Origin of the sequence: Streptomyces sp. NBC_00388 (genome assembly GCF_036061255.1) — a bacterium.
In the GTDB taxonomy this organism is placed as follows: domain Bacteria; phylum Actinomycetota; class Actinomycetes; order Streptomycetales; family Streptomycetaceae; genus Streptomyces.
This window is the reverse complement of sequence record NZ_CP107948.1, coordinates 5,853,210-5,876,775: the sequence shown is the minus strand read 5'-3', so window position 1 is coordinate 5,876,775 and position 23,566 is coordinate 5,853,210. Positions and strand designations below refer to the sequence as shown.

General features: G+C 70.4%; 24 protein-coding genes. 4 read left to right on the top strand and 20 right to left on the bottom strand.

Annotated features, from left to right (window positions below; translation table 11 throughout):
• Nucleotides 1-19 precede the first annotated feature (19 nt).
• Both OG917_RS26300 and OG917_RS26295 read right to left on the bottom strand, forming a co-directional pair.
• Complete coding sequence (locus OG917_RS26300) at nt 20-1,348, bottom strand: class I SAM-dependent RNA methyltransferase (protein WP_328320170.1); 1,329 nt, start codon at nt 1,346-1,348, stop codon at nt 20-22.
• A 115-nt stretch (nt 1,349-1,463) separates the two neighbouring features.
• On the bottom strand, nt 1,464-3,599 hold the full coding sequence (locus OG917_RS26295) for an APC family permease (RefSeq protein WP_328320168.1): 2,136 nt from the start codon (nt 3,597-3,599) through the stop codon (nt 1,464-1,466).
• 236 nt (nt 3,600-3,835) lie between these two features.
• Here OG917_RS26295 and OG917_RS26290 point away from each other — a divergent pair, with 236 nt between their 5' ends.
• On the top strand, nt 3,836-4,504 hold the full coding sequence (locus tag OG917_RS26290; RefSeq protein ID WP_328320166.1) for a potassium channel family protein: 669 nt from the start codon (nt 3,836-3,838) through the stop codon (nt 4,502-4,504).
• Nucleotides 4,504-5,181, top strand: coding sequence for a potassium channel family protein (locus tag OG917_RS26285; RefSeq protein ID WP_328320164.1), 678 nt, complete (start codon nt 4,504-4,506; stop codon nt 5,179-5,181). Before OG917_RS26290 ends, OG917_RS26285 begins: the two co-directional genes overlap by 1 nt.
• 157 nt (nt 5,182-5,338) lie before the next feature.
• Here OG917_RS26285 and OG917_RS26280 read toward each other — a convergent pair whose 3' ends face one another.
• From OG917_RS26280 to OG917_RS26225, 12 genes are all read right to left on the bottom strand, one after another.
• On the bottom strand, nt 5,339-6,073 hold the full coding sequence (locus OG917_RS26280) for a DUF3159 domain-containing protein (RefSeq protein ID WP_328320162.1): 735 nt from the start codon (nt 6,071-6,073) through the stop codon (nt 5,339-5,341).
• A 3-nt stretch (nt 6,074-6,076) separates the two neighbouring features.
• The gene (locus tag OG917_RS26275; protein ID WP_203599219.1) at nt 6,077-6,427 is read right to left on the bottom strand and encodes an OB-fold nucleic acid binding domain-containing protein; all 351 of its coding nucleotides are present in this window, start codon (nt 6,425-6,427) and stop codon (nt 6,077-6,079) included.
• Nucleotides 6,428-6,551: 124 nt separating this feature from the next.
• Nucleotides 6,552-7,250, bottom strand: coding sequence for a response regulator (locus OG917_RS26270; RefSeq protein WP_328320160.1), 699 nt, complete (start codon nt 7,248-7,250; stop codon nt 6,552-6,554).
• Nucleotides 7,247-9,823, bottom strand: a complete 2,577-nt coding sequence (locus OG917_RS26265; RefSeq protein ID WP_328320158.1) for an ATP-binding protein — start codon at nt 9,821-9,823, stop codon at nt 7,247-7,249. Before OG917_RS26265 ends, OG917_RS26270 begins: the two co-directional genes overlap by 4 nt.
• Nucleotides 9,824-10,099: 276 nt before the next feature.
• Nucleotides 10,100-10,765: a potassium-transporting ATPase subunit C gene (locus OG917_RS26260; RefSeq protein ID WP_328320156.1), complete on the bottom strand. Its 666-nt coding sequence runs from the start codon at nt 10,763-10,765 to the stop codon at nt 10,100-10,102.
• Between the two features lie 5 nt (nt 10,766-10,770).
• Nucleotides 10,771-12,867: a potassium-transporting ATPase subunit KdpB gene (gene kdpB / locus OG917_RS26255; RefSeq protein WP_328320154.1), complete on the bottom strand. Its 2,097-nt coding sequence runs from the start codon at nt 12,865-12,867 to the stop codon at nt 10,771-10,773.
• Nucleotides 12,864-14,543, bottom strand: a complete 1,680-nt coding sequence (kdpA, locus tag OG917_RS26250) for a potassium-transporting ATPase subunit KdpA (protein WP_328320152.1) — start codon at nt 14,541-14,543, stop codon at nt 12,864-12,866. The genes kdpB and kdpA overlap by 4 nt, the downstream gene beginning before the upstream one ends.
• Nucleotides 14,544-14,548: 5 nt before the next feature.
• The gene (gene kdpF, locus OG917_RS26245) at nt 14,549-14,632 is read right to left on the bottom strand and encodes a K(+)-transporting ATPase subunit F (RefSeq protein WP_164260163.1); all 84 of its coding nucleotides are present in this window, start codon (nt 14,630-14,632) and stop codon (nt 14,549-14,551) included.
• A gap of 11 nt (nt 14,633-14,643) precedes the next feature.
• Complete coding sequence (locus OG917_RS26240) at nt 14,644-14,778, bottom strand: hypothetical protein (protein ID WP_328320150.1); 135 nt, start codon at nt 14,776-14,778, stop codon at nt 14,644-14,646.
• A 206-nt stretch (nt 14,779-14,984) separates the two neighbouring features.
• Nucleotides 14,985-15,755 (bottom strand): DUF3710 domain-containing protein, encoded by a 771-nt coding sequence (locus OG917_RS26235; protein ID WP_328320148.1) that lies wholly within the window; start codon nt 15,753-15,755, stop codon nt 14,985-14,987.
• Nucleotide 15,756: 1 nt separating this feature from the next.
• Nucleotides 15,757-16,272, bottom strand: coding sequence for a dUTP diphosphatase (gene dut / locus OG917_RS26230; protein WP_328320146.1), 516 nt, complete (start codon nt 16,270-16,272; stop codon nt 15,757-15,759).
• Nucleotides 16,269-16,865, bottom strand: a complete 597-nt coding sequence (locus tag OG917_RS26225) for a PaaI family thioesterase (protein ID WP_443059016.1) — start codon at nt 16,863-16,865, stop codon at nt 16,269-16,271. The genes dut and OG917_RS26225 overlap by 4 nt, the downstream gene beginning before the upstream one ends.
• 46 nt (nt 16,866-16,911) lie before the next feature.
• On the opposite strand from OG917_RS26225, the gene OG917_RS26220 reads away from it, so the two are divergent.
• Nucleotides 16,912-17,388 carry a DUF3093 domain-containing protein gene (locus tag OG917_RS26220; protein WP_328320142.1) on the top strand — a complete coding sequence of 159 codons (477 nt, stop codon included), beginning with the start codon at nt 16,912-16,914 and terminating at the stop codon, nt 17,386-17,388.
• Here OG917_RS26220 and OG917_RS26215 read toward each other — a convergent pair.
• The 4 genes from OG917_RS26215 to OG917_RS26200 form a co-directional block, all read right to left on the bottom strand.
• The gene (locus OG917_RS26215; protein ID WP_328320140.1) at nt 17,385-18,365 is read right to left on the bottom strand and encodes a hypothetical protein; all 981 of its coding nucleotides are present in this window, start codon (nt 18,363-18,365) and stop codon (nt 17,385-17,387) included. The genes OG917_RS26220 and OG917_RS26215 overlap by 4 nt on opposite strands.
• Before the next feature lie 11 nt (nt 18,366-18,376).
• A complete protein-coding gene (locus tag OG917_RS26210) occupies nt 18,377-18,673 on the bottom strand; it encodes a DUF4193 domain-containing protein (protein WP_164260119.1) in 297 nt (98 codons plus the stop codon).
• 395 nt (nt 18,674-19,068) lie between these two features.
• Complete coding sequence (locus tag OG917_RS26205) at nt 19,069-20,301, bottom strand: sensor histidine kinase (RefSeq protein ID WP_328320138.1); 1,233 nt, start codon at nt 20,299-20,301, stop codon at nt 19,069-19,071.
• 7 nt (nt 20,302-20,308) lie between these two features.
• On the bottom strand, nt 20,309-20,962 hold the full coding sequence (locus OG917_RS26200; RefSeq protein ID WP_327294825.1) for a response regulator transcription factor: 654 nt from the start codon (nt 20,960-20,962) through the stop codon (nt 20,309-20,311).
• Between the two features lie 310 nt (nt 20,963-21,272).
• Here OG917_RS26200 and OG917_RS26195 point away from each other — a divergent pair, with 310 nt between their 5' ends.
• On the top strand, nt 21,273-21,482 hold the full coding sequence (locus tag OG917_RS26195; RefSeq protein ID WP_328320136.1) for a hypothetical protein: 210 nt from the start codon (nt 21,273-21,275) through the stop codon (nt 21,480-21,482).
• A gap of 120 nt (nt 21,483-21,602) precedes the next feature.
• On the opposite strand, the gene OG917_RS26190 is transcribed toward OG917_RS26195, so the two are convergent.
• Both OG917_RS26190 and OG917_RS26185 read right to left on the bottom strand, forming a co-directional pair.
• Complete coding sequence (locus OG917_RS26190; protein WP_328320134.1) at nt 21,603-22,403, bottom strand: inositol monophosphatase family protein; 801 nt, start codon at nt 22,401-22,403, stop codon at nt 21,603-21,605.
• A 34-nt stretch (nt 22,404-22,437) separates the two neighbouring features.
• Entirely contained in the window at nt 22,438-23,550 is a 1,113-nt protein-coding gene (locus OG917_RS26185) for a ferrochelatase (protein ID WP_328320132.1), read from the bottom strand.
• Nucleotides 23,551-23,566 lie beyond the last annotated feature (16 nt).

Here is a 23,566-nt window from a genome sequence, read left to right as displayed (position 1 = left end):
CACCACCCGGACCCGCAGGTCAGGCGTCCTTCGCGATGGGCTCAAGAATCGCCACGCACTCCACGTGATGCGTCATCGGAAACAGATCGAACGCCCGCAGCACCCGCACCTTGTACCCCCCGTCCCGGAAGTAGGCCAGGTCCCGCGCCAGCGCCGCCGGGTCGCAGGCGACGTACGCGATGCGCCGGGCGCCCAGGGACGCCAGGTGCTTGACCGTCTGCTTGCCCGCGCCCGCGCGGGGCGGGTCCAGGACGATCAGGTCGGTCTCGGTGATGCCGGTGCGGGGCAGGGCCGCCTCGACCTTGCCGTGTTCGATGCGGACCCTGGGCAGTTCCCTGAGGTTGTGCCGGGCGTCCTCGCACGCGCGCTTCGACGACTCGATGCCGAGCACCGCGCCCTGCTCGCCGACCCGTTCGGCGATGGCGCCCGCGAACAGGCCGACACCGCAGTACAGGTCGAGTGCCGAATCGCCCTTGCGCGGCATCAGGCCCTGCATCACGGCCTTCATGAGCGTGTCGGCGGCCTGCGGGTGGACCTGCCAGAAGCCGCCCATGCCGACGCGGTACGTGCGGCCGTCGGCCCGCTCGCGGACGAAGGGGCGGCCGTGTACCCGGTGCACTCCCCCGTCGTGCTCCTCCACGCGCAGCACCGAGACCGGCTGGTCGAGCTCGACCAGCGGCAGGCGGCCGCCCGGCTTCGGGGTGAGGACGACCTGGCGGTCGCTGGAGCCGGTCGCAGCGATGGCCTCGACCGATGCGAGCTGCGGCCACTCGCGCTTCTCGATGCCCAGTTCCGTGACGCCGGGCGCCGCGATCATGCAGTGGTCGACGGGCTCGACCTCGTGCGAGCGGTGCTTGCGCAGCCCCGCCCTGCCCTGCTCGTCCACCGTGTACTGGACCCGGGTGCGCCACGCCGGCACCTCGCCCGGCGGCAGCTTGTCACCCTCGGCGGGCATCACGGTGCCGTCCCAGCCCGCTTCCTCCGGGGTCAGGCCCGCCAGCCGCTGGAGCTGCTCGGTGATCACCTCGCCCTTGAGCCGGCGCTGTGCGCCCGGCTTGGCGTGCTGCCAGTCGCAGCCGCCGCACCGGCCGGGGCCCGAGTAGGGGCACGGGGCCTCGACCCTGTCCTTGGACGCCTCGATGATCCGGACGGCGTCGGCCCGCAGGAAGCGGGCGCTCTCGTCGCCGTCGGTCACGCGGGCGACGACCTTCTCGCCCGGCAGTGTGTGCCGTACGAAGAGGACCCGGCCCTCCGCGTTGCGGGCGATGCAGTGGCCGCCGTGTGCGACGGGGCCGACCTCGACCTCGTACTCCTCCCCGACCAGCGATGACGTGGGTTCTGTCTGCATGGCGGGGGACTCCAGAAGATCAAAAAAGGGACAGCCGGACAACGACCCACCAGTCTACGTGGGTGCTGTCCGGCCGTTCACCAGTCGGATGCCGCGCAGGCCTGCGGCCGCCGGCTCAGCTCTTGCCCTTCGGGTCCCTGGCACCCTTCGTGTCCTTGGCGCCCTTGCCGTTCCTGGCACCCTTCGAGCCGCCCGCCCCCTTGGCGGACGAGCCCGCGAACTCGTCGGGCCGCCGGGCCACCGGGCCGCGGCGCACCGCGCCGGGCGCGTTCCAGTCGGCCCGCTTCCGCGCGCGCTTCTTCGCGAGCTCCGAGGACTCCAGCTGGTACGGGACCGAGGTGACCATGACACCGGGGGTGAAGAGCAGCCGCCCCTTCAGGCGCAGCGCGCTCTGGTTGTGCAGCACGTGCTCGTACCAGTGCCCCACCACGTACTCGGGGATGTAGATGGAGACCACGTCACGCGGGCTCTCGCGTCGCAGGCCCCGCACGTACTCGATGATCGGCCGGGTGATCTCGCGGTACGGCGAGTCGAGGATCTTCAGCGGCACGTTGATGCCGCGTCGCTCCCAGTCGTCCCTGAGCGCCTTCGTCTCGGCAGGGTCCACGCCGATGGAGAGCGCCTCCAGATGGTCGGAGCGCATCAGCTTCGCGTAGCCGAGCGCGCGCAGCGTCGGCTTGTGGACCTTGGAGACCAGCACGATCGAGTGGACACGGGACGGGCGCAGGCTGTCGTCGGACGGTTCGTCCGGCGCCGCGATCTCCTCCGCCACCCGGTCGTAGTGCTTGCGGATCGCGGTCATCGTCCCGAAGAAGATCACCATGCCGAGCAGGGCGACCCACGCGCCGTGGGTGAACTTGGTGGCGAGGACGACGACCAGCACCAGGCCGGTGAAGAAGGCGCCGAAGGTGTTGATCGCACGCGACCGGATCATGTGGCGGCGCTTGTTCGGGTCCTTCTCGGTCGCCAGATGGCGGTTCCAGTGCCGGACCATGCCGGTCTGGCTGAGGGTGAAGGAGACGAAGACACCGACGATGTACAGCTGGATCAGCCGGGTCGAGTCCGCCCCGTAGATCACCACCAGCAGCACGGCCGCGCCCGCCAGCAGCACGATGCCGTTGGAGAAGGCCAGCCGGTCGCCGCGGGTGTGCAGCTGGCGCGGCAGGTAGCGGTCCTGCGCGAGGATCGAGCCGAGCAGCGGGAAGCCGTTGTACGCGGTGTTGGCGGCGAGGAAGAGGACCAGCGCGGTCGCGGCCGCGAGGACCACGAAGAGGAAGGTGCCGTTGCCGAAGACCGCGGCGGCCACCTGCGAGATCACCGGGTCCTGGTTGTACCCCGCTCCCAGCGGGACACCGTGGTTGAGGAGGTCGGTGCCGGGGTTGGACGCCATCCGGACCTTGGTGACCATGGCGAGGCCGATGATCCCGCAGAACATCGTGACGGCCAGGATGCCCATGAGCGCCAGCGTGGAGGCGGCGTTCTTGCTCTTGGGCTTGCGGAAGGCCGGTACGCCGTTACTGATCGCCTCGACGCCGGTGAGCGCCGCACAGCCGGAGGAGAAGGCCCGCAGCAGCAGGAAGACCATCGCGAAGCCGCCGAGGCCGCTCCGCTCCGCGTGGACGGTGAAGCCCGCGGTCGGCGCCTTCATGGTGTCGCCGAGCACGATCCCCCGGAAGGCGCCCCACGCGATCATGATGAAGACGCCCGCGACGAAGACGTACGTCGGGATGGCGAAGAGCTTCCCCGACTCCTTCACTCCGCGCAGGTTCATCAGGGTCAGCAGCACGATGGTGCCGACGGCGCAGAGGACCTTGTGCTCGACGACGAAGGGGATCGCCGAGCCGAGGTTCTCGACACCGGAGGCGATCGACACGGCGACGGTGAGTACGTAGTCGACGAGCAGGGCGCTGGCCACGGTGAGCCCGGCCTTGGGCCCGAGGTTGGTGGTGGCGACCTCGTAGTCACCGCCGCCGCTCGGGTAGGCGTGCACGTTCTGCCGGTAGGACGCCACCACGGTGAACATCAGGACCACGACGGCGACCGCGATCCAGGGGCTGAAGTGGTAGGCCGACACACCCGCGACGGAGAGGACGAGCAGTACCTCTCCCGGGGCATACGCCACCGAGGACAGGGGGTCGGAGGCGAAGACGGGAAGCGCGATGCGTTTGGGGAGAAGGGTCTCGCCCAGCTTGTCGCTGCGCAGCGCCCGGCCGATCAGGATGCGTTTGGGCACGTCGGTCAGTTTGGACACGGTGAGGATCGTAAGCGTTCGATATAGGGAGCGCGCACCCCCCACCCCCTCATCGCCACGGACTCGTCACGACAGCGCGGCATCCCGGAATCTCCCGCTCCCCCGTACAGGGCTCCCCACCCGCACCGTGCGTGTGTAGCTTGGCCGCACGTCTGAGAGTCTTTATTCCTCGGCCGGGGCCATTTTCCGGTGGAACAGTTATGACCGAAAATTTACGGACGTGTGGAAGGACGGTCGTGCACATCGTCATCATGGGCTGCGGGCGAGTGGGAGCCGCTCTCGCGCAGACCCTGGAACAGCAGGGGCACACGGTCGCGGTGATCGACCAGGACCCCACGGCCTTCCGCCGTCTGGGCGCCGGGTTCGGCGGCCGCCGGGTCACCGGAGTCGGTTTCGACCAGGACACCCTCCGTGAGGCGGGTGTCGAGGAGGCCGGTGCGTTCGCCGCGGTGAGCAGCGGGGACAACTCGAACATCATCGCGGCGCGGGTCGCCCGCGAGATGTTCGGGATCGAGAACGTCGCCGCCCGCATCTACGACCCCCGCCGTGCCGAGGTCTACCAGCGCCTGGGCATCCCCACCGTCGCCACGGTCCGCTGGACCGCCGACCAGATGCTGCGGCGGCTGCTGCCGTCCGGCGCCGAACCGCTGTGGCGGGACCCGAGCGGCGGTGTGCAGCTCGCGGAGGTGCACACGTCGGCTGCCTGGATCGGCCGCAGGATCAGCCAGCTCCAGGAGGAGACGGGCGTGCGCGTCGCGTTTCTCACACGTCTGGGGGAGGCGACGCTGCCCACCTCGCGGACGGTGCTCCAAGAGGGTGATCTGGTGCACGTCATGATGCACACGGCCGAGGTCGAAAAGGTCGAGGCGGCCTTCGCCCGAGGTCCCGAGGAGGGCGGTCACTGATGCGTGTGGCTATTGCCGGGGCCGGCGCGGTGGGACGTTCCATCGCGGGCGAGCTGCTGGAGAACGGGCACGAGGTCCTGTTGGTCGACAAGGCGCCCACCGCCATCTCGGTGGAGCGGGTGCCGCAGGCCGAGTGGCTGCTCGCGGACGCCTGCGAGATCACCTCGCTGGACGAGGCGGCGCTGCAGCGGTGCAACGTGGTGATCGCCGCGACCGGCGACGACAAGGTCAACCTGGTGGTCTCGCTCCTCGCCAAGACGGAGTACGGGGTGCCGCGGGTCGTGGCCCGGGTGAACAACCCCAAGAACGAGTGGCTCTTCAACGAGTCCTGGGGCGTCGATGTGGCCGTCTCCACTCCCCGGCTGATGTCGGCGCTGGTCGAGGAGGCCGTGAGCGTCGGTGATCTCGTCCGGCTGCTGCGCTTCAGCCACGGCGACGCCAACCTCGTCGAGCTGACGCTGCCGCCGGAGTCGGCGCTGGCCGGTACCCAGGTCAGTGATGTGGCGTGGCCCGAGGACACCTCTCTGGTCACCATCATCCGTGGCACCCGGGTCCTGACGCCGAGTCCGGAGGAGACCCTGGAGCCGGGCGACGAGCTGCTGTTCGTGGCGGCCCAGGCGCGCGAGGAGCAGCTGGAGGACCTGCTGTCGGTGCGCCGGGAGGGCGCGGCCGGCTAGGTCCTGCCCTGCCGGGCCTCCCAGGAACTGCCCTCCCGGGCTTCGTGGGCCCGCGAAGCCCGGACAGGCCGGGAGCCCCGGTATCGCACCGGAACACGAGAACGCCGTACCGGGACTGCCCCGGTACGGCGTTCTCGCTGTGTGCTGTGTGCGGCTGTTACGCCTCGCCGCGCTGCGCCTCGGCGGCGGCCGCCTTGCGGGCCTTCTCGGCCTCCTCCTCGGCTTCCATCTCCGCGAACACGTCGATGGGCGGCGGAGCCTTCGCCAGGAAGACCCAGGTGAGGTAGACCGCGAGCAGGAACGGCGGGATCTTCAGCGCGATCAGCACCCAGCCGAACTGGGTGGTGTCGGCCCACCAGTACAGCGGGAAGAGGATCGCGCACTTGGCGAGGAGGATCAGCCCCCAGGCCCAACTCGACTTGGTGTAAGCCGACTTGCGGCCGGGGTTACGGCTGCGCCAGGAGAGGTTCTCCTTGAAGACCGGCCCCAGGATCACGCCGATCAGCGGGAAACCCACTGCGGCCGTGACGATGTAGGCGAGGGCGAGGCCCAGCGTGTAGAGCATGCCCGGCAGATAGAAGTCCTTGGCGTTGCCGGTCATCATCGCGAAGACCACACCGAAGGCGACGCCGAAGACACCGCTGAAGGCGTGCTTGACGGTGTCCCTGCGGACCAGCCGGACCACGACGAGCACCAGGGACACGGCGACGGCGGCGATCGCCGAGGTCTTCAGGTCCTTGTTGATCGTGAAGATCGTGACGAACAGCAGGCCGGGGAGCACGGTCTCCACCATGCCCCGCACCCCGCCGAAGGCTTCGAAGAGAGCCGCCTCCGTGACGGCTCTTGCATCGGTGTCCTGGTCGGTTGTGGTCGGCTTGTCGAGAGACGTCACCGGCTACTCCTGTCCGAGCGGTCGCAGTTCGTATTTGGGGTTGAACAGCACCCGCCGGCCGTGGCTCATCGAGATCCGGCCGGAGGCGATCAGCTTGCGGCCGGGCTCGATGCCGACGATCGAGCGCCGCCCGAGCCACACCACGTCCAGCGGGGCCGTGCCGTCGAACAGCTCGGCCTCCAGGGCGGGCACACCGGCCCGGGGACGCAGGGTGACCGTGCGCAAGGTACCAGTCACCTTGACGATCTGGCGGTCGGTGCACTCGGAGATCCGGGTGCACCCCGTGGCCTGCGTGTCCTCCTGCAGCTCCGCGGAGTGCAGATCCTCCTGCGAGGTCGACAGCCGGTCGATCATCCGGCGGAAGCGGCCGGTCGGCTTAACACTCATACCTGAAGGGTACCGGGGGCCCCGGCCCCTGCCGCCCGGCCCGGCTGCCGCTCTCCCCCGCGCCGCTGCGGCCCCGCACGGCCGCCCGCCCTCAGTGCTCGAAGCGGTACCCCATGCCCGGCTCGGTGACGAAGTGCCGGGGGTGCGAGGGGTCGGCCTCCAGCTTGCGGCGCAGCTGGGCCATGTAGACCCGCAGGTAGTTCGTCTCCGTGCCGTAGGAGGGCCCCCAGACCTCCTGGAGCAGCTGCTTCTGGCTGACCAGTCGGCCGGTGTTCCGCACGAGCACCTCCAGGAGGTGCCATTCGGTCGGGGTCAGGCGTACGTCACGCCCTGCGCGCCGGACCTTCTTGGCGGCCAGGTCGACCGTGAACTCCTCGGTCTCCACCAGGGAGACGTCCTCGCCCCCGGGCCCGGAGTCCGGCCCGGCGGGCTCGGCCCTGCGGACCGCGGCGCGCAGCCGGGCGAGCAGCTCGTCCATACCGAAGGGCTTGGTCACGTAGTCGTCGGCGCCCGCGTCGAGTGCCTCGACCTTCTCGTCCGATGTGTGGCGTGCGGAGAGCACCAGGACGGGGACCCGGGTCCAGCCGCGCAGGCCCTTGATGACCTCCACCCCGTCCATGTCGGGAAGCCCGAGGTCGAGGAGGACCACATCGGGGTGGCGGGCGGCGGCCAGCCGGAGCGCGGTGGCCCCGTCGGGGGCGGCGTCCACCTCGTACTTGCGGGCCTTCAGGTTGATCACAAGGGCGCGCACAATCTGCGGATCGTCCTCGACCACGAGCACCCGGGTCATCTCTGGGTCTGCCTTTCTGCCGGTGGGGTGGCCGCTGTGGGGCCGGGCGGCTGGGCGGTGCCCGTGCCTGCCGGTCCCGCGGCCGCTCTCAGGGTGAGGACCATGGTCATTCCGCCGCCCGGGGTGTCCTCGGCGCCGAGCGTGCCGCCCATGGCCTCGGCGAATCCGCGGGCGACCGCGAGTCCCAGCCCGACGCCGACACCGCGCGGGGCGTCGCCGAGCCGCTGGAAGGGTTCGAAGATGCGTTCCTTGGCCTCGTCGGGAACGCCGGGCCCCCGGTCGGCGACGCGCAGCTCCACACGGTCGCCCAGGGCGCTGGCCGCCACGGTGACGGGAACGTCGCCGGGGTTGTACTTGACGGCGTTCTCGACGATGTTGGCGACCGCCCGCTCCAGCAGGCCGGGGTCGACGGCCACCATGGGCAGTGTCTCCGGGATGTCGAGTTCGGCGCTGCCCTCGGGGACCCCGCCCAGCGCCATCGGGACGACCTCGTCCAGGTCGATCTCGCGGATCAGCGGGGTGACGGTGCCGGTCTGGAGCCGGGAGACGTCGAGGAGGTTGCCGACGAGGTGGTCCAGGCGGTCAGCGCCGTCCTCGATGCCCGCGAGCAGCTCCGCCTCGTCCGCATCCGACCAGGAGACGTCGTCGGAGCGCAGCGAGCTGACGGCCGCCTTGATGGCCGCGAGCGGGGTCCGCAGATCGTGGCTGACGGCGGCGAGCAGCGCCGTACGGATGCGGTTGCCCTCGGCCAGTCTGCGGGCCTCCTCCGCCTCGCCCACGAGCCGCTGGCGGTCCAGCACCACGGCGGCCTGGGCGGCGAACGCGCCGAGCACCCTGCGGTCCTCGGCGGGCAGCACCCGGCCGGTGAGGGCCATCGCCATGTGGTCGCCGATCGGCATGTCCACGTCCGCGTCCTCGGGGCGGGCGAGCGGCCGGGGGCCGACGCTGCCGACACAGATCCAGGGATCGACATCGCTTGTACGTTCGAGGAGTGCGACGGATTCCATCGCGAACGTCTCCCTCACCCGTTCGAGCAGGGCGTCCAGCGTGGTCTCGCCCCGCAGCACGCTGCCGGCCAGGAAGGAGAGGATCTCCGACTCGGCGCGCAGCCGGGCGGCCTGATGGGTACGGCGGGCCGCCTGGTCCACCACCGATGCCACCGCGACGGCCACCGAAACGAAGATCACGATGGCGACGATGTTCTTGGAGTTCGAGATCGTCAGCAGATGCAGCGGCGGCGCGAAGTAGTAGTTCAGCAGCAGCGAACCGAAGGCCGCCGACGCGAGCGCCGGCAGCAGGCCGCCGAGCAGCGCGGCGGCCACCGTCAGCGACAGGAAGAGCAGCATGTCGTTGGCGAGACCGAGCTCGGCGTCGACATTGGTCAGCAGCACGGTCAGGACGGCGGGGCCGACCACCCCGGCAAGCCAGCCCCAGATGATCCGCACGTGCCCCAGGCGCGCCCCGCGCGCGACCGGCAGCCCGCGCCCCTTGGCGGCCTCCTCGTGCGTGACGATGTGGACGTCCAGGTCCGGCCCGGAGTCCCGGGCCACGGTCTGCCCCACGCCTGGGCCGAAGATGTACTGCCAGGTCTTGCGGCGGCTGGAGCCGAGCACGATCTGGGTGGCGTTGACCCCGCGGGCGAATTCCAGCAGGGCCGAGGGGATGTCCTCCCCTATGACGTGGTGGAAGGTGCCGCCCAGGTCCTCGACGAGCGTCCGCTGGAACGCCAGCTCCTTGGGGGACGCGGAGGTCAGGCCGTCGCTGCGGGCGATGTAGACGGCGAGGACCTCGCTGCCCGACCCCTTCGCGGCCACCCTGGCCGCACGCCGGATGAGCGTACGGCCCTCGGGACCTCCGGTGAGCCCCACCACGATGCGTTCGCGGGCCTGCCAGGTGGAGCGGATGTTGTGCTCGCCGCGGTACTGCTGGAGGTACTCGTCGACCCGGTCGGCGACCCAGAGCAGGGCGAGCTCGCGCAGGGCGGTGAGGTTGCCGGGCCGGAAGTAGTTGGAGAGGGCCGCGTCGACCTTGTCGGGCTTGTAGATGTTGCCGTGGGCCATCCGGCGGCGCAGCGACTGGGGCGACATGTCGACCAGCTCCAGCTGGTCGGCCCGGCGGACCACCTCGTCGGGGACGGTCTCGCGCTGGGCGATGCCAGTGATCGACTCCACGACGTCGCCGAGCGACTCCAGATGCTGGATGTTGACGGCCGAGACGACGTCGATGCCTGCCTGGAGCAGCTCCTCCACGTCCTGCCAGCGCTTGGCGTTGCGCGAACCGGGGACGTTCGTGTGGGCCAGCTCGTCCACCAGGGCGACGGCCGGCGCCCGCTCCAGGACCGCGTCCACGTCCATTTCGGTGAAGACACCGCCGCGGTAGGCGATCTCACGCCGCTGGATCTGCTCCAGGCCGTGCATCATCACCTCGGTGCGCGGCCGGTCATGGTGCTCGACGAGGGCGACGACACAGTCGGTCCCGCGCTCCACCCTGCGGTGGGCCTCGGACAGCATCGCGTACGTCTTGCCGACGCCCGGCGCCGCGCCGAGGAATATTCGAAGCTTGCCTCGTGCCATGGCCCCATTGTCTTTCGGAGAACAGCTGAGTACCCTCCGTCGACCTTACGGCCAGCGATTCCGGCATAACGGGCGGGGGGCTGCTGGTGCGGGTGTCTTGACGCGATCCTGATGGGACGCGGCGGCCCCCGGCCGGCTGCCGCAGGACAGGGCTGACCGGGTACCACCGTGGCCGTTCCCGGTTCCCGCGAGGCCGGCTCCCCGTGGCCGGGTACGTACGCCGGCGGGCCCGCGGGGGCCGGGATCCGCGGCCCCCGGCGGACGGCCGTCCGCCTGTCAGTCTCCGACCAACTGCCTCAGCGCCGCGTTGAGCTCCAGGACATTGACCCGCGGCTCTCCGACGAAGCCGAGGGCGCGGCCGGTGGTGTGGTCGGCGACCAGCCGCTCCACCCGGGCGACGGAGAGGTGGTCGCGCGCGGCGATCCGGTGCACCTGGAGCTTCGCGTACTGCGGGGAGATGTCCGGATCGAGCCCGGAGCCGGACGAGGTGACGGCGTCGGCCGGCACGTCGGACGGCCGTACCCGGTACCCGGCCGTCGAGTTGTCCCTGATGACGGCGGATTTGGCGTCCTCGACCCACTTGATCAGCCCGGCGTTGTCCCCGGACCGGTTGGTCGCACCGGACACCAGCAGCTTGTACCGGGTGTTGACGCTGTTGGTGCCCAGGCCGTCGGAGGGGCGCGGCTGGAACCACCTGAGGTCGGGCGCCGGGGTCTGCTGCCCCTTCTTCAGGGGCAGGGTGTAGCTCTGCCCGATGAGGGACGAGCCGACGACCCTGCCGCCGGACCTGACCTCCGAGCCGTCGGCCCGGTGGCCCATGAACGCCTGGGCGACACCGGTGACGGCGAGCGGGTAGATCACGCCGCAGACGACGGTCAGGACGAGAAGGGCGCGCAGACCGGCCCAGAGCAGGCGGCCGGTTCCGCTCACGGAGTTGTTCATGGTGGTCACCCGATACCAGGTATGAGGGAGATGAGCAGGTCGATGATCTTGATGCCGGCGAAGGGCGCGATCAGTCCGCCGAGCCCGTAGATCCCGAGGTTGCGGCGGAGCATCCGGTCGGCGCCGGTCGGCTTGTAGCGCACGCCCTTCAGCGCCAGCGGCACCAGCGCGACGATGATCAGCGCGTTGAAGACGACGGCCGAGAGGATCGCGGACTCGGGCGACGCGAGACGCATGATGTTCAGCCGGTCCAGGCTCGGGTAGGCCACGGCGAACATCGCCGGGATGATCGCGAAGTACTTCGCGACGTCATTGGCGATCGAGAACGTCGTCAGCGCGCCCCGGGTGATGAGCAGCTGCTTGCCGATCTCCACGATCTCGATCAGCTTGGTCGGGTTGGAGTCCAGGTCCACCATGTTCCCGGCCTCCTTGGCGGCCGAGGTCCCGGTGTTCATGGCCACTCCGACGTCCGCCTGGGCCAGCGCGGGGGCGTCGTTCGTCCCGTCACCGGTCATCGCCACGAGTTTGCCGCCGGCCTGCTCGCGCTTGATCAGCGCCATCTTGTCCTCGGGGGTGGCCTCGGCGAGGAAGTCGTCGACACCCGCCTCCTGGGCGATGGCCCTGGCCGTCAGCGGGTTGTCGCCCGTGATCATGACGGTCCTGATGCCCATCCGGCGGAGCTCGGCGAACCGCTCCCGCATGCCCTCCTTGACCACGTCCTTCAGGTGGATGACGCCCAGCACCCGGGCGCCCTCCCCGTCCTCGACCGCGACGAGCAGCGGGGTGCCGCCCGCCTCCGCGATCGCGTCGGTGAGCGTCCGCGCGTCCTCGGAGACCTCGCCGCCGCGCTCCCTGACCCAGGCGGCCACCGAGCCGCTCGCGCCCTTGCGGATCCGGCGGCCGCCGGTGTCCACGCCCGACATACGGGTCTGCGCGGTGAAGGCGACCCACTCGGCCGCGGCCAGCTCGCCGCGGCTGCGCTCGCGCAGGCCGTACTTCTCCTTGGCGAGTACGACGACCGAGCGGCCCTCCGGCGTCTCGTCGGCCAGCGAGGAGAGCTGCGCCGCGTCGGCGAGCACGGCCTCGGTGACCCCTCTGACGGGGACGAAGGCGGCGGCCTGCCGGTTGCCGAGGGTGATGGTGCCGGTCTTGTCGAGCAGCAGGGTCGACACGTCGCCCGCCGCCTCGACGGCGCGTCCGGACATGGCCAGCACATTGCGCTGGACGAGCCGGTCCATGCCCGCGATACCGATCGCGGAGAGCAGCGCGCCGATGGTCGTCGGGATCAGGCAGACCAGCAGTGCGGTCAGCACGATCATCGACTGTTTCGCACCGGCGTACGCGGCGAACGGCTGGAGCGTCACGACCGCCAGCAGGAAGACGATGGTGAGGGAGGCGAGCAGGATGTTCAGGGCGATCTCGTTCGGTGTCTTCTGCCGGGCGGCGCCCTCCACCAGTCTGATCATCCGGTCGATGAAGGTCTCACCGGGCTTCGTCATGATCTTGATGACGATCCGGTCGGAGAGCACCTTCGTACCGCCGGTGACAGCCGAACGGTCACCGCCCGACTCCCTGATGACGGGGGCCGATTCACCGGTGATCGCGGACTCGTCGACCGATGCCACCCCCTCCACGACATCACCGTCCCCGGGGATGGTGTCCCCGGCCTCGCAGACCACCAGGTCGCCGATGCGCAGCTCGGTGCCGGGCACCTGTGCCTCCGCATCGCCGTCCAGCCTGCGCGCGACGGTGTCGCTCTTGGCCTTGCGGAGGGTGTCGGCCTGGGCCTTGCCGCGGCCCTCGGCCACCGCCTCCGCCAGATTGGCGAAGACCGTGGTCAGCCAGAGCCAGCCGGTGATGGCCCAGCCGAACCAGTCGCCCGGATCCTTCAGGGCGAACCCCGTGGTGACCACGGAGCCCACCTCCACCACGAACATCACGGGCGACTTGACCATGATCCGCGGGTCGAGCTTGCGCAGCGCGTCGGGGAAGGACCTGAGCAGCTGCCGGGGGTCGAACAGTCCGCTGCCCGCGCGGCCTTCGGATGTGGAGCCCTGTGGCGCGTCCTGGTGGGGGGCGCGGGCCGGGGTGAGGGTACTCATGACGCCAGCCCTTCAGCGAGCGGGCCCAGCGCGAGCGCCGGGAAGTAGGTGAGACCAGCGATGATCATGATCGTGGCGACGAGGAGCCCGGCGAAGAGGGGCTTGTCGGTACGGAGGGTCCCTGCGGTCTCGGGGACCCGGCGCTGTCCGGCGAACGAGCCCGCGAGCGCCAGGACGAACACCATCGGCACGAAACGGCCGAGCAGCATGGCGAGCCCGATGGTGGTGTTGAACCACTGGGTGTCCGCGCCGAGTCCGGCGAAGGCCGAGCCGTTGTTGTTGGCGCCGGACGTGTAGGCGTAGAGGATCTCCGAGAAGCCGTGCGCCCCGGAGTTGGTCATCGAGTGGCCCGGGGTCGGGAGCGCCATCGCGGCCGCGGTGAAACAGAGCACGAGCGCCGGGGTGACGAGGATGTAGCAGGCCGCGAGCTTGATCTCGCGGACGCCTATCTTCTTGCCCAGGTACTCGGGTGTGCGGCCGACCATGAGGCCCGCGATGAACACCGCGATGACCGCCATGATCAGCATCCCGTAGAGGCCGGAGCCGACGCCGCCGGGCGCGATCTCGCCCAGCTGCATGCCGAGCATCGTGATGCCGCCGCCGAAGCCGGTGAACGACGAGTGGAAGGAGTTGACCGCGCCGGTCGACGTGAGTGTGGTCGCCACCGAGAAGATCGACGAACCGCCGATCCCGAAGCGGGTCTCCTTGCCCTCCATGGCGCCGCCCGCGATGTCGAAGGCGGGGCCGCCGTGGTGGAACTCGGTCCACATCATCAGGGCGGTGAAGGCGATCCAGATGGTCACCATGGTCGCCAGGATCGCGTAGCCCTGCCTGAGGGAGCCCGCCATGCGGCCGAAGGTGCGCGTCATCGCGAAGGGGATGACCAGGATCAGGAAGACTTCCAGGAGGTTGGAGAAGCCGTTCGGATTCTCGAAGGGGTGGGCGGAGTTGGCGTTGAAGTAACCGCCGCCGTTGGTGCCCAGTTCCTTGATGGCCTCCTGGGAGGCGACGGCGCCGCCGTTCCACTGCTGCGAACCGCCGGCGAACTGGCCGACCTCGTGGATCCCCGAGAAGTTCTGGATGGCGCCGCACGCCACGAGCACCAGAGCGCTCACGACGGCCACCGGGATCAGGATGCGGACGGTGCCGCGGACCAGGTCGGCCCAGAAGTTGCCCAGTTCACCGCCGCCGGACGCGGTGGTGCGGGAGCGGGCGAAGCCCCGTACGAGAGCGATCGCGACGGCCATGCCGACGGCCGCCGAGACGAAGTTCTGCACCGCGAGGCCGCCGGTCTGCACGACGTGGCCCATAGCCTGCTCGCCGGAGTACGACTGCCAGTTGGTGTTGGCGACGAAGGAGGCGGCCGTGTTGAAGGCCTGGTCCGGGTCGATCGAGCGGAAGCCCAGCGAGCCGGGCAGCCCGCCCTGCACCCGCTGGAGGAGATAGAGGAAGAGGATGCTCACCAGCGAGAAGGCGAGGACCCCGCGGAGATACGCCGGCCAGCGCATCGCGGAGTCGGGGTTGGCGCCGATGGCCTTGTAGATCCACTTCTCGACCCGCAGATGCCGGTCGGACGAGTAGACACGGGCCATGAAGTCGCCGAGCGGTCGGTAGACCAGACCAAGCGCCACGACGAGCGCGAGCATCTGGAGCACACCGGCAAGGACGGGGCTCATCGGGCTCAGAACCTCTCCGGGTGAACGAGGGCGAGAACGAGATAGCCCAGCAGGGCGACGGCCACCACGAGGCCGATCACCGCTTCCACAGCAGAACCGGTCACAGCTTCGTCACCCCCTTGGCGATGAGCGCCACCAGCGCGAAGACCGCGACCATGGTGACGACGAAGGCCACATCGGCCATCGTGAGCTCCTGAAGAGTTCGGGAATTCGGAAGAACGGACTCTCCGAGCAAACCCCCTCGAACACCGCGCGGGCCGTTCGTTGACGCCTCCCATACGGTGAGCGGCCCGCCCTTGACGCGATCCCTACGCGGCGCCCCGTGACCCCCCGCTCGCACCGCTGTGACCAGCACAAAGGCCGGTGGCCCGCGCTCCCGTCGGGGAGTGCGGGCCACCGGCCTGCTGTGCTGTGCTGTGCTGTGCTGTGCTGTGCTGTGGGTCAGCGGATCTCGGTGATCTCCGGTCCGCGCTGGAGCTGGCCCATGCCACCGGAGAAGCGCGAGCCCTCCTGCTCCTCCTGCTGGACGCCGTCGGGCATCATCTGCGCGTCGTCCGGCAGCTTGAGGACGATCGGGTCCCGGGGAGCCATCGGGCCCTCACCGCGCACGACCACGGTGTCCCGGAAGATCTGCTCCAGCACACCGGCCGCCTCGGGCTGGACCGCGCCCTGCCCCGAGATGACACCGCGCAGGAACCAGCGCGGCCCGTCGACGCCGACGAAGCGCACCAGCTGCACGCCGTTCGTACCGTCCGGGAGCTGGACGGGCACCTGCGCCCGCAGCTCCCAGCCGAGCGGGCCCTCGACCTCGTCGATGACACCGCCCTGCTGGGTGATGCCCGAGGCGATCTCCTCGCGCACCTCGCCCCAGATGCCTTCCTTCTTCGGTGCAGCGAAGCCCTGGAGCTGGACGGCGCTGTCGCGCAGGACGACCGTGGCGGCCACGATCGCGTCCCCCGCGACCTCGACGCGCAGCTCCATGCCCTCGACCCCGGGGACGAACAGACCGCCGAGGTCCACCCGCCCCTCGGCAGCCTCACGGACCTCGGAGATGTCCCACGGACCGTCGGGGCGCGGCGCGGGGGGCAGGCCGGACCTGCGCACACCGCTCACCTCTGCCGACTCATCGCCCTCGGCGCCGTCGGATGCGAACTGACCGGCCTCGCCCGTCGCGTCCTCGTCGGAACCGCTGTTCTTGCGACGTCCGAACACGTCACTGTCCTTCCCGGTCGGATACGACCGATGCGTATCGATTCCCACCCTGTGGCCCGCCCACAGCGGCATGTCCGCCGGTGGACCCGAAGCCCCCTCCGGCCCGTGCCGAGCCGGGAAGCTCCGCCACCTCGTGGAAGCGCACCTTCTCGACCTGCTGCACTACCAGCTGGGCGATCCGGTCGAAGCGCTCGAACCGCACCGTCTCGCGCGGATCGAGATTGACCACGATCACCTTGATCTCTCCACGGTACCCGGCATCCACCGTCCCCGGGGCATTCACCAGGGCAACTCCGCAACGGGCCGCGAGCCCGGAGCGCGGGTGCACGAAGGCGGCGTACCCGTCGGGCAGCGCCACCGAGATCCCGGTGGGCAGGACGGCCCGCTCCCCCGGCGCCAGCTCGGCGGCCTCGGTGGTCATCAGATCGGCGCCGGCGTCGCCCGGGTGCCCGTAAGCGGGGAGCGGCACATCGGGGTCGACACGGCGGATCAGTACATCTACGGGGTCACGGCTCATGGGTTCACCTCGAAGGCGCGGGCGCGCTTGATCTGGTCGGGGTCGTCCATCGCGGCCCGGATCTCCTCCGGCCGTCCGTTCTCGGTGAAGTGGTCGACCTTGACCTCGATGAACAGGGCCTCGGCGCGGACCGCGACGGGTCCTTCGGGACCGCCGATCCGGCCGGTCGCGGTGGAGTAGATCTTCCGGCCGCTCACCGCGGTGACCCGGGCCTCCAGGTGGAGCGCGGTGCCCACCGGGACGGGACGTACGAAGTCGGTCTCCAGCCGGCCGGTCACCGCGATCACCCGCAGCAGCCAGTTCAGCGAGCCGAGCGTCTCGTCCAGCGCGGAGGCCAGCACCCCGCCGTGCGCGAGACCCGGTGCGCCCTGGTGGGCGGGCTGCACGGTGAATTCGGCGGTGACGGTCACACCTTCGCCGGCCCGCGCCTGGAGGTGCAGCCCGTGGGGCTGCCCCTCGCCGCAGCCGAAACAGTGCGCGTAGTGCGCTCCGAGAAGCTCTCCGGGGACCGGGGCATCGAGGTGGCGCACGGGCGCTATGGCGTCGGCCGGGGGCGTCAGCCCTGAAGATGTTCGTGTCACAGCCGCAGACATTACCCGCGCGGCAAGGCGGGGAGCGCACCGTGCCAAGCTTGGCGTTATGCAGCCTTACGAAGAACGACTCACCGCGCCCCGTTCCTGGTGGCTCATCGCCCTGCTCGTCGGGATCGCGGGCGGGCTGATCACCCTGCCGCTCGGCACCCTGCCGATGCTCGGCGGCCTGGTCGGCGGGGCGGCGGTGGCGGGCGTGATCGTGAGTTCGTACGGCTCGGTCCGCATCCGGGTCGTCGCGGGCTCGCTCGTCGCGGGCGACGCGAAGATCCCGCTGACCGCGCTCGGCGAGGCCACGGTGCTGGACGCCGAGGAGACGATCGCCTGGCGCTCGTACAAGGCGGACCCGCGCGCCTTCATGCTGATGCGCAGCTATGTACGGACGGCCCTGCGGGTGAAGATCACGGACCCGGCCGACCCGACGCCGTACGCCTACCTCTCGACCCGCGACCCCGAGGCGCTCAAGGCGGCACTGACCGCGGTCCCCGCAGCCCAGGGCCCGGCGGCCGGGACCGCGGGAGCCTAGTCCTCGCCGGGCTCCCCGCCGGGAAGCCCCTTCGGCTGCTTCAGCGGTGGCAGCTCCGGAAGGGCGTCCCAGGGGACCTGGCGCTTGCGCATGTCCTTGCGCACCTTGTCGGCGAGCTTCCTGGTGTCCCTGCGGTTCATCACGGCCCCGACGGTCGCCCCCACCATGAACGGCATCAGATTCGGCAGGTCGCGAACGGTGCGCTTCATGATCTGCTGGCTCATCTCGCGCTTCATCTGACCGCCCAGCGCCGTGAACGTGGCCGGCTTGGTGATGTCGAAGCCCCGCTCACCGGACCACGCGTGCAGATAGGCGGTGGACCGGTCCTTGAGGCCGCCGGGCGGGCGCATGCCGTAGACCTCGTGCAGTTCGGCGATGAGCTTCAGCTCGATCGCCGCGACCCCGGTGATCTCGGCGGCGATCTCGGCTGGCATGGCGAGCGGTACGGGCAGCATGGCTGCCGCCCCGATGCCCGCGCCGACGGTGGAGGTCGCGTTGGCCGCGCCCGCGACGAGCCGGTCGGCGATCTCTTCCGGACCCAGGCCGGGGAAGTGCTTGCGCAGCGTCCCGAGGTCGCGGACCGGGATCCGGGGCGCGATGTCGATGATGCGGTCGGTGATGTACGCGATCCCCGCCTTCGCGCCCGCACCGCCCTTCTGGATGCCGTGCTGTATCCCGTGCTGCACGCCGTGCCTGAGCGCGCTCAGCCGACGGGCCCCGGTCGTGGGTCCGTCCTGCGTGTCCTGTGCGGCTGCCGCGAAGGGCGCCGCTTCGTCGAGCGAGGCCTGCAGGCCCCGCCCGTCGTCACGTGCGCTGACGAGCGCGCTCGCCCCGTTGCCGTCCTCCTCCGGGGGCCGGAGGGCGAGGGGCTCGGCGGGTGCTTGCGCACCCTCTGCCGGGCCCGTACCGCCCTGCTGGTCCTCGGGGGAACCCTTCCGCCGGAAGCGCCGCTTCCGGGACGGTGTCGCGCCTGCCACGTCCGACTGCCTCAGTCGCAGTCGCGGCAGATGGGCTGGCCGTTCTTCTCGCGTGCCAGCTGACTGCGGTGGTGCACGAGGAAGCAGCTCATGCAGGTGAACTCGTCGGCCTGCCGGGGCAGCACCCGGACCGAGAGCTCTTCGTTGGACAGGTCGGCGCCGGGCAGCTCAAGGCCCTCGGCCTGCTCGAACTCGTCGACGTCGACAGCTGCTGTCGACTTGTCGTTCCGACGTGCCTTGAGCTCTTCCAGACTGTCCTGGTCGCTGTCGTCGTCGGTCTTGCGTGGAGTGTCGTAATCCGTAGCCATGTCGCGCTCTCCCCCTCTGGGTATTTGCGGTGTCTCCAGCGCACGTAACGCGTGAGAGGCCGGACTTGTGCCCGACCCGAGGCGGAGATTTTGCCTCACATCAAGGTCTGTTACTCAATCGACACCCAACCGGATCCCAGGGGAGAGATCCATTTGGATGGCGATCGGGACCGTACACGGTCCCGGGGTGGCGCTTTACGGGCGCCACCCCGTGTACTTCCCGTGATCACACCCCCTGGAAACCCAGGCTTTTCCCGGTTTTCCGGGGATTTGCGGATCACGGAGAGTAGGTGAAAGAAAAATCGAGTCTGTGACCGATCGCACATCCGTCCCACGGGAACGCGATTCGAAAATTCCGCGCAAAGCGAACATCCGGTCTACCCCCGCCGACCGGCTCAGACAGGCAACGTGACACGCATCACGAGGCCACCGCCCTCGCGGGGCTCCGCGATGATACGGCCTCCGTGGGCTCGCGCGACCGAGCGCGCGATGGACAGACCCAGCCCGACACCCTTGTCGCTGCCGGTCCGCTCGGTCCGCAGACGCCTGAACGGCTCGAAGAGGTTGTCGATCTCGTAAGCGGGAACCACGGGACCCGTGTTCGAGACCACCAGGAGCGCCTGGCCCGGCTGGAGTTCGGTCGTGACCTCCACCCAGCCGCCCTCCGCGACGTTGTAGCGCACGGCGTTCTGTACGAGGTTGAGGGCGATGCGCTCCAGCAGGATGCCGTTGCCCTGGACGACCGCCGGCGACTGCTCCCCGCGGACCTCCACCCCCTTCCCGGCCGCCTCAGCGAGGGTCTGGTCGATGGCGCGGGTGGCCACCTCCGCCAGGTCGACCGGCTTCCGCTCGACGATCTGGTTGTCGCTGCGGGCGAGCAGCAGCAGGCCTTCGACCAGCTGCTCACTGCGCTCGTTGGTGGCCAGCAGGGTCCTGCCGAGCTGGGTGAGCTCGACGGGCGCGCCCGGGTCGGAGAGGTGCACCTCCAGCAGCGTCCGGTTGATCGCCAGCGGCGTGCGGAGCTCGTGCGAGGCGTTGGCGACGAAGCGCTGCTGCGCGGTGAAGGCCCGCTCCAGCCGGTCGAGCATCTCGTCGAAGGTGTCGGCGAGCTCCTTGAGCTCGTCGTCGGGGCCGTCGAGCTCGATCCGCCGCGTCAGGTCCGTACCGGCCACCCGGCGGGCCGTACGGGTCATCCTGCCGAGCGGCGACAGGACCCGCCCGGCCACCGCGTAGCCGAAGGCGAAGGCGATGATGCTGAGGCCGACGAGGGCGTACAGCGAGCGCGCCAGCAGATGATCGAGTGCCTGCTGGCGCTGGTGGTTGACGCAGGAGTTCATCGCCTCGTTGAACTGGTCGGCCGAACCGTTCTTGGGCAGGTTGCACACCCCGCTGGTGACCTGCCCCGTGACGATCTTGAAAGGCAGCTCGCCGCCGACGTTCAGCGCCTGTGCCGCCAGCATGTAGATGATCGTCAGCAGCAGGATCCCGGCGATCAGGAACATCCCGCCGTAGAGCAGCGTCAGGCGTATCCGGATGGTCGGCCGCAGCAGCGGGGAGAGGGACTCCGAGCTCTTCGGGTCCCAGGTCGGTTTGGGCGGCGCTGCCGGCGCCGCCGGGCTGTTGGCCACCGGGCGGTCAGATCCGGTATCCGGAGCCGGGGACGGTCACGATGACCGGCGGCTCACCGAGCTTGCGGCGCAGCGTCATGACCGTGACCCGTACGACGTTGGTGAACGGATCGGTGTTCTCGTCCCAGGCCTTCTCCAGGAGCTGCTCGGCCGAGACGACCGCGCCCTCGCTGCGCATCAGCACTTCGAGCACGGCGAACTCCTTGGGGGCCAGCTGGATCTCGCGGCCCTCCCGGAAGACCTCGCGGCGGTTCGGGTCCAGCTTGATGCCGGCCCGTTCCAGGACCGGCGGCAGGGCGACCGTCGTGCGGCGTCCGAGCGCCCGGACCCGCGCGGTCAGCTCGGTGAAGGCGAACGGCTTCGGCAGATAGTCGTCCGCACCGAGCTCCAGGCCCTCCACGCGGTCGCTGACGTCGCCCGACGCCGTGAGCATCAGGACCCGGGTGGGCATGCCCAGTTCGACGATCTTGCGGCAGACGTCGTCGCCGTGGATGACCGGAAGGTCCCGGTCGAGCACGACGACGTCGTAGTCGTTGACCCCGATCCGCTCCAGGGCCGCGGCGCCGTCGTACACGACGTCGACGGCCATGGCCTCCCGGCGGAGTCCGGTGGCCACCGCATCGGCGAGCAGCTGCTCGTCCTCGACGACGAGTACGCGCACGGCGCTTGTCCTTCCGTTACAACCCGTGTCCGGGCAGGTCTGGCATGGGAGTGTGTGCTCCCATCCTGCCCCGTACGGCCGTAAACCGGCTGTAAGGCAGTGCCCGGCACCGGGCTCCGGGGAATTAGGGGATTCCCGGTGCGGTTGAGGTTTCTCGCGGGAGGAGCAGGGGGAGGACGACTGAACACCCGCCGATCACGCCCCGTACGGGGCGCACCACACCCCGCTCCGCCACAGGGCGGGGACGCGTGATCAGTTGATGACCCTCGGCACACCCCCGTGCCACCGACCCACGACGAGGGGGCGCACCATGGACGCATTCACCGCAGGTCTGCTGCAGCGCATAAAGGCCACCCAGACCGATCTGACACGCGCCCGCGAGTCCGGCGACGACTTCCTGGTGGAGGTCGAGCAGGGCGAGCTGGACGACCTCCACCGTCTCGCGGCCGAACACGGAGTGGCCGTCGGTCCTGCCCTGGCCACGAGCTCCGGCGCGGACATCCACACCGCGGGCGTCTGACCCGCACGGCACCCGGCAGCGCACATACGAGGCCCCCGGTACCGCGGGACGGTACCGGGGGCCTTGTATGTGCTCGCTCCGTCCGGAGGCGCACGCCTCACGGGCTCGGCGGCGTCGTGCTCAGTCGTGCCAGGCGCCGTACTCCTCCAGCAGCGCCTGGAGCGGCTCGAAGACTCCCGGCGACGCGGCAACCGTCAGATCGTCCGTCGGGCGCTCCCCCGGCCGCCCTCCGGTCAGCGCCCCCGCCTCGCGCGCGATCAGGTCTCCGGCCGCCCGGTCCCAGGGGTGCAGCCCCCGCTCGTAGTACCCGTCGAGCCGGCCCGCGGCCACGTCGCACAGGTCGATGGCTGCCGAGCCTCCGCGCCGGATGTCCCGCAGCTGCGGGATCAGCCGCTGAGACACGGCCGCCTGGTGGGCGCGCACCGTCGTGACGTAGTTGAAGCCCGTCGCCACCAGCGCCTGGTCGAGCGGGGGCGCGGGCCTGCACCGCAGCCGCGCCCCGGCCAGATGGGCCCCGCCGCCGCGCACCGCGTGGAAGGTCTCGCCGCGCACCGGGGCGGCCACCACTCCTGCGACCGTCTCGCCGTCCAGCTCGGCCGCGATCGATACGGACCAAGTGGGCAGCCCGTACAGGTAGTTGACGGTACCGTCCAGCGGGTCGATGACCCAGCGGACACCACTGGTGCCCTCGGAGCTCGCGCCCTCCTCGCCCAGGAAGCCGTCGTCGGGACGGAAGCCGGTGAGGTAGCCCGTGATCAGTCTCTCGGCCGCGATGTCCATCTCCGTGACGACATCGATGGGGCTGGACTTGGTCGCGGCCACTCCCAGGTCGGCGGGGCGCCCGTCCCGCAGCAGCGCTCCGGCGCGCCGGGCGGCCTCCAGGGCCAGTTCGAGCAGTTCGGTGTGGAGCGGGTCGGTCACGGTTCTCCCTCTGATCGCGCGTACGGGCTCTGCTTCACGCGTACGGGCTGTCGGCGCCCGCGGCAGCGGGCCTGGCCGTGCGGGCCGGGCAGCAGCCGGCCGGGCAGATGTCGTGCGAGGGGCCCAGCGCGCCCAGGGCGCAGCGCTCCACCGGGCGGCCCTGCTCGGTGGCGGCCCGCTCCAGCAGCAGGTCGCGCACCGCGGCGGCGAACCGCGGGTCGGCGCCGACGGTCGCCGACCGCACCGCGGGCAGGCCCAGTTCGGCGGCCCTGGCGACCGCCTCGGTGTCCAGGTCGTACAGGACTTCCATGTGGTCCGAGACGAAACCGATCGGCACCATGACGACGGCGGGCGCCCCCGCGCCGCGCAGCTCCGTGAGGTGGTCGCAGATGTCCGGTTCCAGCCACGGGGTCTGCGGGGAGCCGCTGCGCGACTGGTAGACCAGCTCCCAGGGGTGGTCGACACCCGTCTCGGCGCGGACCTTCTCGACGATCACCCGTGCCACGTCCAGGTGCTCGGCGACATACGCCCCGCCGCCTGGCCCCGAGCTGTCGGCCGCGGCCGTGGGGATGGAGTGCGTGGTGAAGGCCAGGTGCGCCCCGGCCCGCACCGCTTCGTCCAGCTCCGCGAGGGACTTCAGCACCCCGTCGGCCATGGGCCCGACGAACCCCGGGTGGTTGAAGTAGTGCCGCAGCTTGTCGACGCGCGGCGGCCGCAGCCCCTCCGCCTCCAGTGCGGCCAGCGCCTCCGCGAGGTCCTCGCGGTACTGCCGGCAGCCGGAGTACGAGGCGTACGCGCTGGTGGCGAGTACGGCGATACGGCGGTGCCCGTCGGCGGTCATCTCACGCAGGGTGTCGGTCAGGTACGGCGCCCAGTTGCGGTTGCCCCAGTAGACCGGCAGATCCAGGCCGTGCTCCGCGAAGTCCTTGCGGAGTGCGTCGAGCAGGGCGCGGTTCTGGCCGTTGATGGGGCTGACCCCGTCGAACAGGAAGTAGTGCCGGCCCACTTCCTTGAGCCGTTCCTTCGGGATGCCGCGGCCGCGGGTCACGTTCTCCAGGAACGGGACCACGTCGTCCGGACCCTCGGGGCCGCCGAAGGAGAGCAGCAGGAGGGCGTCGTAGGGAGCTGGATCACGCTGATCGGACATGCCCCAGATCCTGCCA